Source organism: Acidovorax sp. 106 (assembly GCF_003663825.1).
In the GTDB taxonomy this organism is placed as follows: Bacteria; Pseudomonadota; Gammaproteobacteria; order Burkholderiales; family Burkholderiaceae_C; genus Acidovorax.
Window position 1 is genome coordinate 4635166 of the sequence record NZ_RCCC01000001.1, and the last position, 16039, is coordinate 4651204.

Consider the following 16039-nt stretch of genomic DNA (forward strand, 5'->3'; position numbering starts at 1 on the left):
CGTCATGCAGCCCAGTTTAGTGCATGGACAGTCGGTTGAAGCAGTCGCATCCGCGAGAAACGGCAAAGTCAGCGATTAGAAAACCACAGGATAGCCAAGCGTACTTCAGAAAAACCCAAAGGCCGAGAGCCTAAAACAAAGCGAGCGATCTCTGCGAGCAAAGATGAGATTGCAAACAATTGCAAAGCAACGGTCATCCTTAACTAGTGGGTGTGGCCCCAATACAAAAGTGCGTCACGCCCTTCAACGGACAAGGAAACCTTGGCGCCAACAGGTAAAAGCACTTTGGTTGGCACATGACCAAATGGCAAATTAGTCAGTACAGGCACAGAAACTTTGGTACGTAGCCAGTCGACTACCGATTGAAATTTAAAGCCTTTGTCATGAGAGGCAAGCTTGTATCCATTGAACTGCCCCAACACCAGTGCCTTTTGCTTTGCAAGCACGCCTGAATGCAGCAACTGGGTCAACATACGCTCAATCCGATAAGGATGCTCTCCAATATCTTCCATGAAAAGGATCCCTCCCTTTATGGATGGAAAATAAGGAGTTCCAATCAATCCCGTCAGCACCGCCAAATTTCCACCCCAAAGGGTAGCTTTTTTGATATAAAAATCGCTTGATTCAATTTCAGCCAAAGATTTTTCACGAGGAAGACGCCACCCAGCCCCCTCACCATGGCCAGTCAACAGATCATCAAAGCAAGCCTCCATGATGTCATCTGGAGTTCCTTCGACACCGAAATCGGTGATCAAAGACGGTCCGGCCCACGTCACATCACCTGTTTTCGCAAGCACCGCCGACTGAAAAGCGGTGAAATCACTGAGACCGACAAATTTTGTGCCTGCGCTGATAGCTTTACCCACTGCCTTGTAGTCAATCTCTGAAAGCAAACGAGTCAACCCATAAGCGCCACGGGTAATCAGGGCTACGTCTGCGCCACTGGCTGCAGCTCTATGAATCGCAGCCAAGCGCGTCTGGTCATCTCCAGCAAAGCGGGTATACGCAGCACGCGCATCTTGATCAATCTCTACCTCGTGACCCAAAGCCTCCAGACGAGCTACCCCTCTCTTAAAAGCCAACTTGTCACGAATGGCTCCAGCGGGGGAGTAGATATAAATATGCTTCGGCCCATGATCATGATCACAACACAGTTTATTATGGCTATTTTTCTTCACAAAATTTAGATCGAAAAAAGATCTACTCCGTTTATTTTTAAATATCGAATTATTAAATCTAAAGCGAAATAAAAGAATTTTTCACTTTAATTAAAAATTTACCAAAGCTAGATTCATCCATTTCATCAAACGATATGAAATCAATATTTTTTTGAAAAAATTTGAAATTTAAATCAGAATCACTGCCAATGCAAAAAAGCTTTTTCACATTCGAAAAATAAGACCTTGATGATTTTAAAAATGGTTTACCCTCAATCTCCCTCTGTATCTTAAAAAATACGCGAGGAGCAGCTCGATGCCCGCTATCAGGAAATGGGGCATCGTTTATAAGCATCGACTCTGGAGAGCGGTCGCACTCAACTCCGTCAGTAAAAACAAGGATGCCTTCAACATAAGAGGCAATTTTTGCACAGAGCAAGAGTCCTACTCCCTCATCCCAGCCATCTAAAACAAGGACCAAACGCTTTAGCTGTAATCGCTCCACAAAGTCTAGCAACAACTGTTGGTGGCGCTCAATCTGATGAAACGATTCTTTTTTAGGTTTGTCACTACGCCCAAATCCGATCAAATCGGGGGCAACAACGCGGGCCGAGGACGACAACTCGGACAGCAATCTATTGAAAACATAGCTCCAACGCAACGAGGAATGCAAACAAAGCCACGTGATTGGGGCATCCGATGGCCCTTGGTCAACGTAGTGCATACGTAAACCAGATAGGCTGGGCAAATCGCTTAGATAAGCAAAGGCGTGCAGAGGGTAGGAGTCAAACCCCTCAAAAGCAGAATCCGGAGTTCTGAGGGCATCGTCTCGCAAAAAGGGGCGCTGAGACTCTTTTGCGCGAGCCTGCTGACGCCGCCGTTTGGTGAAAAAGTCAACAAGCAATGCACTGCACTGATCTGCCAGAATCCCCCCACAGATTATGGTTTGGTGATTCAGAGCACAGAGTGAAAAGAGATTAATCACAGAGCCTGCGGCCCCCGTTTTCGGCTCCGTTGCACCATAAACGACTCTACTGATGCGCCCGTTGAAAATCGCGCCAGAGCACATGACACACGGCTCAAGCGTCACATACAAAGTACATCCCTCAAGACGGTAGTTGCCTAAAATTTGTGCCGCAGCCCGCAATGCAAGCACTTCGGCATGTGCTGTTGGATCAGCTAGCGCTACAGGAGCATTGCGCCCTTTGGCAATAAGTTGACCATCTTTAACCACAACTGCACCTACGGGGATCTCCCCATCGCAGGCGGCCAACTCAGCCTCCTGCAGTGCCATACTCATCCAAAATTCATCCGAATAATTTGGAGCAGTCATTTGGATAAATAGCAATACAGCTAGAGAATATCTGAGTACCAAACACAAAACCCCCCAATCCTTATGGACTGGGGGGTATTGGGGCTATAAGAGCCTGACGATGACCTACTTTCACACGGGAACCCGCACTATCATCGGCGCAAAGTCGTTTCACTGTCCTGTTCGGGATGGGAAGGAGTGGTACCAACTTGCTATGGTCATCAGGCATAACTTGGTGCTGTGCTGTTCGTGGAACAGCCTAGCGAATTCATAGAGTTTGGAATCAGATTTTATGTGTTTTGACTGCGTCAACTTGGCATAACAATCTTTGAGCTTTGCACACAACCGTTAGTTGGGTGCGCTGGCTATCAAAGTTATAGGGTCAAGCCTCACGAGCAATTAGTATCAGTTAGCTTAACGCATTACTGCGCTTCCACACCTGACCTATCAACGTCCTGGTCTTGAACGACTCTTTAGGGGGCTCAAGGCCCCGGCAGATCTCATCTTGAAACGAGTTTCCCGCTTAGATGCTTTCAGCGGTTATCTCTTCCACACTTAGCTACTCGGCAATGCCACTGGCGTGACAACCGATACACCAGAGGTGTGTCCACTCCGGTCCTCTCGTACTAGGAGCAGGCTTCCTCAAATCTGCAGCGCCCACGGAAGATAGGGACCAAACTGTCTCACGACGTTTTAAACCCAGCTCACGTACCTCTTTAAATGGCGAACAGCCATACCCTTGGGACCGGCTACAGCCCCAGGATGAGATGAGCCGACATCGAGGTGCCAAACACCGCCGTCGATATGAACTCTTGGGCGGTATCAGCCTGTTATCCCCAGAGTACCTTTTATCCGTTGAGCGATGGCCCTTCCATACAGAACCACCGGATCACTATGTCCTGCTTTCGCATCTGCTCGACTTGTCAGTCTCGCAGTTAAGCACGCTTATGCCATTGCACTATCGTCACGATGTCCGACCGTAACTAGCGTACCTTCGAACTCCTCCGTTACGCTTTGGGAGGAGACCGCCCCAGTCAAACTGCCTACCATGCACTGTCCCCGATCCAGATAATGGACCTAGGTTAGAACCTCAAACACACCAGGGTGGTATTTCAACGTTGGCTCCATGAGATCTAGCGACCTCACTTCAAAGCCTCCCACCTATCCTACACAGATCTGTTCAAAGTCCAATACAAAGCTACAGTAAAGGTTCATGGGGTCTTTCCGTCTTTCCGCGGGGAGATTGCATCATCACAAACATTTCAACTTCGCTGAGTCTCAGGAGGAGACAGTGTGGCCATCGTTACGCCATTCGTGCAGGTCGGAACTTACCCGACAAGGAATTTCGCTACCTTAGGACCGTTATAGTTACGGCCGCCGTTTACTGGGACTTCAATCAAGAGCTTGCACCCCATCATTTAATCTTCCAGCACCGGGCAGGCGTCACACCCTATACGTCCACTTTCGTGTTTGCAGAGTGCTGTGTTTTTATTAAACAGTCGCAGCCACCGATTTTTTGCAACCCCTTTTGGCTCCCTCTGTACGAGTTCACCTACTTGGGGCATACCTTCTCCCGAAGTTACGGTATCAATTTGCCGAGTTCCTTCTCCTGAGTTCTCTCAAGCGCCTTAGAATACTCATCTCGCGCACCAGTGTCGGTTTGCGGTACGGTCGTCAATAGCTGAAGCTTAGTGGCTTTTCCTGGAAGCAGGGTATCACTCACTTCGTCTGCAAGCAGACTCGTTATCACCCCTCATCTAAGCCCGGCGGATTTGCCTACCAGGCACGACTACAGGCTTGAACCAACATATCCAACAGTTGGCTGAGCTAACCTTCTCCGTCCCCACATCGCACTATTGATCGGTACAGGAATATTGACCTGTTTCCCATCAGCTACGCATCTCTGCCTCGCCTTAGGGGCCGACTCACTCTACGCCGATGAACGTTGCGTAGAAAACCTTGCGCTTACGGCGAGGGGGCTTTTCACCCCCTTTAACGCTACTCATGTCAGCATTCGCACTTCTGATACCTCCAGCATCCGTTACCAGACACCTTCACAGGCCTACAGAACGCTCTCCTACCACGTGCAATAAATTGCACATCCGCAGCTTCGGTAACTGGCTTAGCCCCGTTACATCTTCCGCGCAGGACGACTCGATCAGTGAGCTATTACGCTTTCTTTAAATGATGGCTGCTTCTAAGCCAACATCCTGACTGTTTTAGCCTTCCCACTTCGTTTCCCACTTAGCCAATTTTAGGGACCTTAGCTGGCGGTCTGGGTTGTTTCCCTCTTGAGTCCGGACGTTAGCACCCGGTGCTCTGTCTCCCAAGCTGTACTCGTCGGTATTCGGAGTTTGCATAGGTTTGGTAAGTCGCCATGACCCCCTAGCCTAAACAGTGCTCTACCCCCGACGGTAATACTTGAGGCACTACCTAAATAGTTTTCGGAGAGAACCAGCTATTTCCAAGTTTGTTTAGCCTTTCACCCCTATCCACAGCTCATCCCCTAGTTTTGCAACACTAGTGGGTTCGGACCTCCAGTACCTGTTACGGCACCTTCATCCTGGCCATGGATAGATCACTTGGTTTCGGGTCTACACCCAGCGACTGATTCGCCCTATTCGGACTCGATTTCTCTACGGCTTCCCTATTCGGTTAACCTTGCCACTGAATGTAAGTCGCTGACCCATTATACAAAAGGTACGCAGTCACCCTTGCGGGCTCCTACTTTTTGTAAGCATGCGGTTTCAGGATCTATTTCACTCCCCTCCCGGGGTTCTTTTCGCCTTTCCCTCACGGTACTGGTTCACTATCGGTCGATTACGAGTATTTAGCCTTGGAGGATGGTCCCCCCATATTCAGACAGGATTTCTCGTGTCCCGCCCTACTTTTCTCTAACTTAGTACCACACGTCTGTTTTCGCATACAGGGCTATCACCTGCTATGGCCGAACTTTCCATTCCGTTTTGCTAACAGTCGTGCTATCACTAGAAGGCTCTTCCGATTTCGCTCGCCACTACTTTCGGAATCTCGGTTGATGTCTTTTCCTCGAGCTACTGAGATGTTTCAGTTCACCCGGTTCGCTTCGCATACCTATGTATTCAGTATGCGATACCTCTTGCAAGGTGGGTTTCCCCATTCAGAAATCTCCGGATCAAAGCTTATTTGCCAGCTCCCCGAAGCTTATCGCAGGCTATCACGTCTTTCGTCGCCTGTAATCGCCAAGGCATCCACCACATGCTCTTATTCACTTGACCCTATAACTTTGACATCTCTTTCAAGATATCGCCATTATTTTCAAGGAATTGCCAGGTCTTTCACCTGACGCGTTATGCCGTAATGTGAATTATTCTTCGACTCCAGGTATTTCTACCTTTCATCCGAGAACATTCGTCATTACTGAACTTCAATCAGCTTTCGCTTATTGAATATTCGTTTTGACGCAATCAAAAAATTGTCATCAGAGGCACGGTCTGCACTAAACCTTTACGAATGTGCAGTTTCCTCTGACAACTCTGATTCGACTCTATGAATTTTTAAAGAACAGCCGATTGATCAATCGATATTGATCAACAACAAAGTGGCCTTTTGCAAAGCCGCTTTGGTGTTGAAGTCCGATGCTTGTTGGTGGTGGAGGATGACGGGATCGAACCGACGACCCCCTGCTTGCAAAGCAGGTGCTCTCCCAGCTGAGCTAATCCCCCAGTTTCCTCTCACGTATCCGTCTATTGGAATATGGTGGGTCTAGTTGGGCTCGAACCAACGACCCCTGCGTTATCAACACAGTGCTCTAACCAGCTGAGCTACAGACCCATTCCGCCTTCTTGCGAATGACTTCGCAAGTCAGCAGCTTGTTCCAACAACCGATAAGTGTGGGCGTTCAATATTGAATGCAGTTTTCCAGAAAGGAGGTGATCCAGCCGCACCTTCCGATACGGCTACCTTGTTACGACTTCACCCCAGTCACGAACCCTGCCGTGGTAAGCGCCCTCCTTACGGTTAGGCTACCTACTTCTGGCAGAACCCGCTCCCATGGTGTGACGGGCGGTGTGTACAAGACCCGGGAACGTATTCACCGCGACATTCTGATCCGCGATTACTAGCGATTCCGACTTCACGCAGTCGAGTTGCAGACTGCGATCCGGACTACGACTGGCTTTATGGGATTAGCTCCCCCTCGCGGGTTGGCAACCCTCTGTACCAGCCATTGTATGACGTGTGTAGCCCCACCTATAAGGGCCATGAGGACTTGACGTCATCCCCACCTTCCTCCGGTTTGTCACCGGCAGTCCCATTAGAGTGCCCTTTCGTAGCAACTAATGGCAAGGGTTGCGCTCGTTGCGGGACTTAACCCAACATCTCACGACACGAGCTGACGACAGCCATGCAGCACCTGTGTTATGGCTCTCTTTCGAGCACTCCTCTATCTCTAAAGGATTCCATACATGTCAAAGGTGGGTAAGGTTTTTCGCGTTGCATCGAATTAAACCACATCATCCACCGCTTGTGCGGGTCCCCGTCAATTCCTTTGAGTTTCAACCTTGCGGCCGTACTCCCCAGGCGGTCAACTTCACGCGTTAGCTTCGTTACTGAGTCAGTGAAGACCCAACAACCAGTTGACATCGTTTAGGGCGTGGACTACCAGGGTATCTAATCCTGTTTGCTCCCCACGCTTTCGTGCATGAGCGTCAGTACAGGTCCAGGGGATTGCCTTCGCCATCGGTGTTCCTCCGCATATCTACGCATTTCACTGCTACACGCGGAATTCCATCCCCCTCTACCGTACTCTAGCTATACAGTCACAAATGCAGTTCCCAGGTTGAGCCCGGGGATTTCACATCTGTCTTATATAACCGCCTGCGCACGCTTTACGCCCAGTAATTCCGATTAACGCTTGCACCCTACGTATTACCGCGGCTGCTGGCACGTAGTTAGCCGGTGCTTATTCTTACGGTACCGTCATGGACCCCAGGTATTAACCAGAGTCTTTTCGTTCCGTACAAAAGCAGTTTACAACCCGAAGGCCTTCATCCTGCACGCGGCATGGCTGGATCAGGCTTTCGCCCATTGTCCAAAATTCCCCACTGCTGCCTCCCGTAGGAGTCTGGGCCGTGTCTCAGTCCCAGTGTGGCTGGTCGTCCTCTCAGACCAGCTACAGATCGTCGGCTTGGTAAGCTTTTATCCCACCAACTACCTAATCTGCCATCGGCCGCTCCGTTCGCGCAAGGCCTTGCGGTCCCCTGCTTTCATCCTTAGATCTTATGCGGTATTAGCAAAGCTTTCGCTTCGTTATCCCCCACGATCGGGCACGTTCCGATGTATTACTCACCCGTTCGCCACTCGTCAGCATCCGAAGACCTGTTACCGTTCGACTTGCATGTGTAAGGCATGCCGCCAGCGTTCAATCTGAGCCAGGATCAAACTCTACAGTTCGATCTTGATAAATTTAAAGTCTTTCGACTTAACTCATAAAAACGGAATTGAAGTGAACTTCACTTCTATTCTCATGAGCGTTTGTAGTGCTAAGCACTAGTTCCAAAGAACTTGGCACTCGCCATCAAACGCCCACGCTTATCGGCTGTATATTTTTAATGAACCGGATCACAAATCAACCGAAGTTTTCTTTGCTTTCCCGACTTAGCTGCAATCAGCTGAGCCTCGAATTCTAGCACAGTTTTTAAAGTCCTGTCAAACTTTGGGGTCTTTGCAGTTTGCAGCAATTACTCTTTTCAGAACAACTACTGCATTTAGCGCAGCCTTAAATTGTACAACAGTTTTTAACCCGCCGACAACAAAAACCTAACTTTCTGCAACCCCTTCGCTACCCCAACAATCTAAACCGTCTCAGTAGCGAAGCCCTCTATCATAGCACCGTTTTAGAGCACAAATCAAGCAAGCGAAGGTTTTCGGACAAAACACCAAGCCGCTCCATTCACACATCGTCACTCAAACCATTGCCTACCGGGCTATAGGAGGGAGCAGATTGGCAAGCCACCGACTGCTAGAACACACGCATCGACTCGCCAAAGAGACCTCCCTCAATAGAGGCCAGAAACAGAAACGACCGCCGAGGCGGTCGTTCATGGCGGAAAGCACTTCAATCAGTTAAGAGCAACGCGACTTCCATCTTTGTATGTGTAAAGCGTCACAGCTGGGGTAGTCAACTCGCCCTTGGCTGTGAAAGCAATGTTCGCAGTGACGCCTTTGTACTCTGCCTTGGAAATCAGCGGGACAAACACTTTGGGGTCCACGGAGTTAGCTCGCTTCATGGCGTCCGCCAACACCATGGCTGCGTCATAGGCGTAAGGGCTGTATATCTGAAATTGGCCAGGGAACTTGGCGTCATACCGTTTCTTCCACTCGGCGCCACCCTGCATCTTTCCAATCGAAGCTCCACCTGTGGCGCAAGTCACGTTCTTAAGCGCTGGCGTCTTGCCCGACAGCTCTGGCAGCTTTTCGGTGCACAGCGCGTCACCACCAAAGAACTTTGCGTCCCCAAGGCCCAACTGCTCCATCTGACGCAACATGGGTCCAGCTTGGGCATCCAACCCTCCATAAAAAATGGCATCAGGCTTCTTGTTCTTAATAGATGTCAAGATGGCCATGAAATCTGTCGCCTTGTCGTTTGTGAACTCTTCGCTCACAACTTTCAATCCCTTTTGCAACGCAGTGGCCTTGAAAACCGAAGCGACGCCTTGGCCATAGGCTGTGCGGTCATCAATGATCGCTACCGATTTGATCTTTAAATGGTCTGCACCAAACAATGCCAAGGCAGCTCCCAGCGCATTGTCATTGGCAATGAGACGGAAGGTGGTCTTGTGCCCAGGCTTCGTCAGATCGGGGTTTGACGCAGAGGCCGTGATGTGGGGCATGTCGCACTTGGCATAAATGGCCGACGCAGGAATGGACGTTCCTGACTGCAGATGACCCACCACACCGGCTACGCGCTGATCACACAGCTTTTGAGCCACGGCGGTAGCTTGACGTGGGTCCCCTGCATCGTCCTCGGCAGCAATCTCGAACTTGATCTTCTTGCCACCAATCACGAGGTTTTGGGCATTCAAGTCATCAATAGCCAGACGCACACCGTTTTCTGTGTCTTTGCCAATGTGGGCAATGCCACCAGAGACGGGCCCCGCATGGGCAATCTTGACCACTTGCACATCCTGGGCCATAGCCCCCGCAGAAATCAAAGAGCCCGCAGCAACAGCAGCCAGGGCAGAGAGAGAAAAAAGAGGCAAAGAAGAGCGCGACACAGTGAGAATCTCCAGAGTCAGTGAAACAGCCGAACGCACTGATTTGGGGCGCACAGCGCGCCAAGCATAACAGCCGCTTTATTCGCACAGACCGACTTTAGACCACGCTAATGCAGCATTCCTGCACCATTAAAGTGCCTGATAGTAGAGGTGCCTCAAGGGCATGCCAGAGGGCATTGAGCCTTCTCAAACACTCCCCTGGGATAATCGCTATCTATGTCTCTCCTGCCCCACCAGCTTGAATTGCTCTCCCCCGCGCGCGACGCCGATATCGGCATCGAAGCCGTCAACCACGGTGCCGATGCCGTCTACATCGGCGGCCCCGCCTTCGGCGCACGGGCTGGCGCGGGCAACGACATCCGGGATATCGAGCGCCTAGTCAAGCACGCCCACCGCTTCAACAGCCGCATCTTCATCACTCTGAACACCATCCTGCGCGACGACGAGCTCGAAGCCGCGCGCCGCATGGCCTGGCAGGTTTACGAGGCTGGCGCCGACGCGCTCATCATCCAGGACATGGGCCTGCTCGCTCTGGACGACATGCCGCCCATCCAGCTGCACGCCAGCACCCAGACCGACATCCGCACGCCCGAAAAAGCCCGCTTTCTGCAAGACGCGGGCCTGTCGCAGATCGTGCTGGCGCGCGAACTCACGGTGCAGCAGATCGCCGCCGTGCACAAGGCGCTGGGGCCCGTGGATGCACCGGGCCGCGCCAACATCGAGTTCTTCATCCACGGCGCGCTGTGCGTGGCCTACAGCGGCCAGTGCAACATCAGCCATGCACAGACCGGCCGCAGCGCAAACCGGGGCGACTGCAGCCAAGCCTGCCGCCTACCCTACCAGGTGACCGACGCGCAGGGCCGCTTCATCGCGCACGACAAGCATGTGTTGAGCATGAAGGACAACAACCAGAGCGACAACCTGCGAGCCCTCATTGACGCGGGCGTGCGCAGCTTCAAGATCGAGGGGCGCTACAAGGACATGGGCTACGTGAAGAACATCACCGCCCACTACCGCACGCTCATCGACGAGATCCTGGAAGAGCGCGAGAGCGCGGGCCGCCCGCTGTCGCGCTCGTCCAGCGGCAGCACCACCTTCACCTTCACGCCCGACCCTCTGCAGAACTTCAACCGCGAGTTCACCGACTACTTCGTCACAGGCCGCAAGGAAGACATCGGCGCGTTCGACACCCCCAAGAACCCCGGCCAGGCCATTGGCTGGGTGACCAAAGTGGGGCCGGACTTCGTTGAGCTGGAAGTGAGCGACCCGGCCACCGTGCTGCACAACGGCGACGGCCTGTGCTACTACGACCTGCACAAGGAGCTGGTAGGCATGGCCATCAACGTGGCCGAGCCCGTGTCCGCGCGCAGCGTGGGCCAGTGGCGCGTGTACCCCAAGGACCCGATGGAAGGCTTCAAGGACCTGCGCAAGGGCACCGAGGTCAACCGCAACCGCGACATGGACTGGGTGCGCACGCTGGAGAAAAAGTCCAGCGACCGCCGCATCGGCCTGTGGGCGCACCTGAGCGAGACGCCAGCCGGCTTCAGCCTGATGCTGACCGACGAAGACGGCAACGTGGGCTGCGCCGACGTGCCGCACGCCCACCAGAGCGCCACCGACGCCGCCAAGGCCGAAGCCAGCCTGCACGAGCAACTGGGCCGCTTCGGCGCCACCATCTTCGCGGTGCACGACATCGCGCTGCAACTGTCCGAGCCTTGGTTCGTGCCCGCGTCGGTGCTCAACGCGCTGCGCCGCGACGCACTGGCCGACCTGGAAGACTGCCGCGCGCGCAACTTTGCGCGCCTGCAGCGTGCGGTGCCGGTGGAGCCGCCCGTGCCCTACCCCGAAGACACGCTCTCGTTCCTGGGCAACGTGTTCAACCAGAAGGCGCACGACTTCTATGTGCGCCACGGCGTCAAGGTGATCGATGCCGCATACGAGGCGCACGAGGAAGAAGGTGAAGTCAGCCTCATGATCACCAAGCACTGCGTGCGCTTTTCGATGAGCCTGTGCCCCAAGCAGGCCAAGGGCGTGACGGGCGTGCAGGGCACCATCAAGGCCGAGCCGCTGATGCTGATCAACGGCAAGGAGAAGCTCACCCTGCGCTTTGACTGCAAGCCGTGCGAGATGCACGTGGTGGGCAAGATGAAGAAGTCGGTGCTCAACCAGCACGCCAAAGAGACAGAGGCGCTGGCCGTTCCGCTGCAGTTCTACCGTGCGCGGCCAGCGAGCAAACCGCTATCGAAATAATAGCTGCCAGCGCTTTATCAGAAAGCGCTAGAGGCATTTTTTATTGAAAATTTGGAGGCTGAAGTACTCTTGCATTGAGCCTACGTTTTGCCTGAGTTCGGCCTGCGTTTAGCGCATAAGCTCATAGCCAACGATTCGACCCATGCGCACCGCTCCGGTGCAAGAATGGCCGCTGCCGCCTGCGCGCACACCGTGCCGCAGGCGCTCTGTCAGCGTTCTCATTCCATCCAACGGGAGACCCCTCCGCATGAAGCTCGAAACCCTTGCCGTCCACGCAGGCTACTCGCCCGACCCCACCACCAAGGCCGTGGCCGTGCCCATCTACCAGACGGTGGCCTATGCCTTCGACAGCGCGCAGCACGGCGCGGACCTGTTCGATTTGAAAGTGCCGGGCAACATCTACACCCGCATCATGAACCCGACGACCGACGTGCTGGAAAAGCGCGTCGCGGCGCTCGAAGGCGGCATTGCGGCGCTGGCCGTGGCCTCGGGCATGGCGGCCATCACCTATGCCATCCAGACCATTGCCGAGGCGGGCGACAACATCGTGTCGGCCAGCACGCTCTACGGCGGCACCTACAACCTCTTTGCGCACACGCTGCCCCAGCAGGGCATCACCACGCGCTTTGCCGACCCGCGCGACCCGGCCAGCTTTGCGCAGCACATCGACGCGCGCACCAAGGCCATCTTCATCGAGTCCATCGGCAACCCACTGGGCAACGTGACCGACATCCGCGCGCTGGCCGATGTGGCCCATGCGCACGGCATTCCACTGATCGTGGACAACACAGTGCCCAGCCCCTACCTGCTGCGCCCCATCGAGCACGGCGCTGACATCGTGGTGCATTCGCTCACCAAGTACCTGGGCGGCCACGGCAACAGCGTGGGCGGGGCCATCGTGGACAGCGGCAAGTTCCCGTGGGCCGAACACAGGGCCCGCTTCCCACGCCTGAACGAGCCCGACGTGAGCTACCACGGGGTGGTCTACACCGAAGCCCTGGGCCCCGCCGCCTTCATCGGCCGCGCGCGCGTGGTGCCGCTGCGCAATACCGGCGCGGCGCTGTCGCCACAAAGCGCGTTTTTGATCCTGCAAGGCATCGAGACCCTGGCCCTGCGCATGGACCGCATCTGCGACAACACGCTGGCGTTGGCCAAGTACCTGCAAAGCCACCCCAAGGTGGAATGGGTGCGCTACGCGGGCCTGCCCGACCACCCGGACCACGCGCTGGTGCAGCGGCAGTCGGGCGGCAAGGCGTCCGGCATCCTGAGCTTCGGGCTCAAGAGCACCGACGCCGACCCGCGGGCGGCCGGTGCGCGCTTTCTGGATGCGCTGCAGCTCTTCACCCGCCTGGTGAACATCGGCGACGCGAAATCGCTGGCCACACACCCCGCATCGACCACGCACCGCCAGCTCAACCCCGAAGAGCTGGCCAAGGCGGGCGTGAGCGAGAGCATGGTGCGGCTGTCGGTGGGCATCGAGCACATCGACGACCTGCAGGCAGACCTGGTGCAGGCGCTGGAAAAGGTTTAGTACCCCCACAGCGACTCAATTCGCACGAAAGCATCACAACCGCGCCCTGCGACCAAGGGCCTTGAGCAGGAGCGGTATGTCAACGCAGCCCATGCTGAGCATGGCATGCACAATGCGCCAATGGAGCCTCAAAGAAAAAGCGAAGCAGTTCCGGCCCAACCAAGGCCCTTGCCTCTCGTCGCCCGGTGGCTACTTCTGCTTTTTGCTTTGGCCAATTTGGGGCTGGGCATTCTGGGTATCTTTATTCCCGGCTTGCCCACTACGGTGTTCATTTTGATGGCGGCCTGGGCCGCAGGCAAAAGCTCGCCGCGCCTGTATCGGTGGCTGTGGAATCACCGCCTGTTTGGCCCCATGCTGCGCAACTGGGCCAATGGAGGTTGTGTCAGCCGCCACGCCAAATGGGCTGCGACCGCAGTGATGTCATCCAGCACCGTGATCCTGCTGCTCAGCCACACAGCGCGCTGGGCTGTGGCCACAGCCATCACATGCATGGTGATCGTACTCGTTTGGCTGTGGAGAAGGCCTGAGCCCTGAGCCTTGTTTTTCACGAGATGCCCGATCTATTGAGATCGGCATATTTTTGTGTATATAATCTAAGTCTTGTTCCTCGATAGCTCAGTCGGTAGAGCGCCGGACTGTTAATCCGTAGGTCCCTGGTTCGAGCCCAGGTCGAGGAGCCAAGAATTCAAATGCCTTACACATCTAAGTAAAGCAATACATACCGATTATTCCTCGATAGCTCAGTCGGTAGAGCGCCGGACTGTTAATCCGTAGGTCCCTGGTTCGAGCCCAGGTCGAGGAGCCACTATAAAACCCTGCACCCCATGGTGCAGGGTTTTTTTTTGCCCCATCGCTGCTGCACGCGTTCCATTATTCTTCGATCATCTGGCAATACTTCCCGCCCCCCCCCCCCCGCACAAACTCCCTTCGCCCGATGGAATCACACCTACCCTGGCTCGAACCCAATGATCCCATGCCCACTCCGGATTGCGCATGGGGAATGGGCACCCCTGCCCCTGGACTGCTCGCTGCAGGCGGCGCACTAAACCCAGCCACTCTTCGCAATGCCTATGCGCAAGGCACCTTCCCATGGTTCAGCGAAGGGCAACCGATTCTCTGGTGGGCCCCCGACCCACGCATGGTCCTAAATACAAAGGACTTCAAACTGCACCCCTCTCTGCGCAAGACATTGCGCAAATTTCGGGATGACTCCCACTGCTCCATTCAAATCGATAGCACCTTCTCCTCAGTCATCCATGCCTGCGCCACCCGCGAACGCATCGGCCAAAACGGCACGTGGATCTTGCCATCCATGGTGCAAGCGTACGAACAACTCCACAACGAAGGCATTGCCCACAGCGTGGAAACCTGGATCGACGGAAAACTGGTAGGTGGTCTTTATTGCATCGCCCTAGGCAAGGCTGTGTTTGGAGAGTCAATGTTTGCCTATGCCACTGATGCCTCCAAAATTGCGCTGGCAGCACTGGTCTGCCTTGCGCGCGAGCACGATATTCCGTGGATTGACTGCCAGCAAAACACCCCCCATCTGGCATCGCTTGGCGCCAAGGAGATGCCCAGAGATCTGTTCCTGGCGGGCATTCAAAAGCTGCACCGACAGCCAGAGATCCCATGGGAGTTCAAGTCCGTATACTGGTCGCAGTTGTTGCCCAACTGACCATCCCGGCATGACGCACCTGAACGAACTCCCACTGCAAGCCCTGCAGTACTACGCGACAGCGCCCTACCCTTGCAGCTATCTCCCAGATCGACTGGCACGCTCTCAGGTCGCAACCCCCAGCCACCTGATTCAGAACACGCTGTACTCCGACTTGGTAGCCAAAGGGTTTCGGCGCAGCGGCATGTTCACCTATCGACCGTATTGCGATGGCTGCCATGCATGCAAGCCCCTGCGGGTTTTGACAGCAGAGTTCAAGCCCGACAGAAGCCAAAAACGTGCTCACGCTCGCCACATCGCGCTTCAGGCACAAGTGCTTCGGCTTTGCTTTGTGCCAGAGCACTACCAGCTGTACCAACGCTACCAAAAAGGGAGACATGCGGGTGGCGGCATGGACCAGGACAATATTGACCAATACACCCAATTCCTGCTGCAAAGCAGGGTGAACTCCCGCCTCGTAGAGTTCAGAGAACCCATGCCAGATGGCAACCCAGGGCCCCTCAAAATGGTGTCCATACTGGACGTGCTAGACGACGGCATCTCTGCCGTTTACACGTTTTATGAACCAGAGCCCAACTGCAGCTACGGCACCTACAACGTCTTGTGGCAAATAGAACAGGCCCGAGCACTCCACTTGCCCTACGTGTATCTCGGGTATTGGATCGAGCAAAGCCAAAAAATGAACTATAAGGCTCGCTTCATGCCCCACGAAACCCTGGAAAACCAAGGCTGGCAACGCAAAAGCAGTCTCTGAAGCGTATTGGTGGCCTCGCAAGAGGACGCGCTGAAGCGCAATCGGCAGGAATGGATGGGATGCACCTTTGACGCGCTTGCCCATTCAAACCCCAGGAGCTCTCA

The 16039-nt window shown here is 54.4% G+C and carries 8 protein-coding genes, 4 tRNA genes and 3 rRNA genes; 7 read left to right on the forward strand and 8 right to left on the reverse strand.

Going from position 1 to position 16039, the window contains the following annotated elements:
- Nucleotides 1–203: 203 nt before the first annotated feature.
- The 8 genes from C8C98_RS20325 to C8C98_RS20360 form a co-directional block, all read right to left on the reverse strand.
- Entirely contained in the window at nucleotides 204–1178 is a 975-nt protein-coding gene (locus tag C8C98_RS20325; protein ID WP_121455750.1) for an LD-carboxypeptidase, read from the reverse strand.
- Nucleotides 1179–1236: 58 nt separating this feature from the next.
- Nucleotides 1237–2490, reverse strand: coding sequence for a tRNA adenosine(34) deaminase TadA (gene tadA, locus C8C98_RS20330; protein WP_121455751.1), 1254 nt, complete (start codon nucleotides 2488–2490; stop codon nucleotides 1237–1239).
- Between the two features lie 92 nt (nucleotides 2491–2582).
- Nucleotides 2583–2695, reverse strand: a 5S ribosomal RNA gene (rrf, locus tag C8C98_RS20335).
- Between the two features lie 152 nt (nucleotides 2696–2847).
- Nucleotides 2848–5726 (reverse strand): 23S ribosomal RNA (locus tag C8C98_RS20340).
- Nucleotides 5727–6097: 371 nt separating this feature from the next.
- A tRNA-Ala gene (locus C8C98_RS20345) sits at nucleotides 6098–6173 on the reverse strand.
- 32 nt (nucleotides 6174–6205) lie between these two features.
- Nucleotides 6206–6282 (reverse strand) — tRNA-Ile (locus C8C98_RS20350).
- A gap of 91 nt (nucleotides 6283–6373) precedes the next feature.
- Nucleotides 6374–7902, reverse strand: a 16S ribosomal RNA gene (locus C8C98_RS20355).
- The 16S, 23S and 5S rRNA genes sit together here with 2 tRNA genes alongside, the layout of an rRNA operon.
- 668 nt (nucleotides 7903–8570) lie before the next feature.
- Nucleotides 8571–9644: a branched-chain amino acid ABC transporter substrate-binding protein gene (locus C8C98_RS20360; protein WP_233574717.1), complete on the reverse strand. Its 1074-nt coding sequence runs from the start codon at nucleotides 9642–9644 to the stop codon at nucleotides 8571–8573.
- 297 nt (nucleotides 9645–9941) lie between these two features.
- On the opposite strand from C8C98_RS20360, the gene C8C98_RS20365 reads away from it, so the two are divergent.
- The 7 genes from C8C98_RS20365 (at nucleotide 9942) to C8C98_RS20395 (ending at nucleotide 15935) form a co-directional block, all read left to right on the forward strand.
- Entirely contained in the window at nucleotides 9942–11975 is a 2034-nt protein-coding gene (locus C8C98_RS20365) for a U32 family peptidase (protein ID WP_121455752.1), read from the forward strand.
- A 247-nt stretch (nucleotides 11976–12222) separates the two neighbouring features.
- On the forward strand, nucleotides 12223–13506 hold the full coding sequence (locus tag C8C98_RS20370) for an O-acetylhomoserine aminocarboxypropyltransferase/cysteine synthase family protein (protein WP_121455753.1): 1284 nt from the start codon (nucleotides 12223–12225) through the stop codon (nucleotides 13504–13506).
- 120 nt (nucleotides 13507–13626) lie between these two features.
- The gene (locus C8C98_RS20375; protein WP_121455754.1) at nucleotides 13627–14040 is read left to right on the forward strand and encodes a YbaN family protein; all 414 of its coding nucleotides are present in this window, start codon (nucleotides 13627–13629) and stop codon (nucleotides 14038–14040) included.
- Between the two features lie 70 nt (nucleotides 14041–14110).
- A tRNA-Asn gene (locus C8C98_RS20380) sits at nucleotides 14111–14186 on the forward strand.
- Between the two features lie 49 nt (nucleotides 14187–14235).
- A tRNA-Asn gene (locus tag C8C98_RS20385) sits at nucleotides 14236–14311 on the forward strand.
- Nucleotides 14312–14440: 129 nt separating this feature from the next.
- Nucleotides 14441–15181, forward strand: coding sequence for a leucyl/phenylalanyl-tRNA--protein transferase (aat, locus tag C8C98_RS20390; protein ID WP_121455755.1), 741 nt, complete (start codon nucleotides 14441–14443; stop codon nucleotides 15179–15181).
- Nucleotides 15182–15191: 10 nt separating this feature from the next.
- Entirely contained in the window at nucleotides 15192–15935 is a 744-nt protein-coding gene (locus C8C98_RS20395; protein ID WP_121455756.1) for an arginyltransferase, read from the forward strand.
- Nucleotides 15936–16039: the final 104 nt, after the last annotated feature.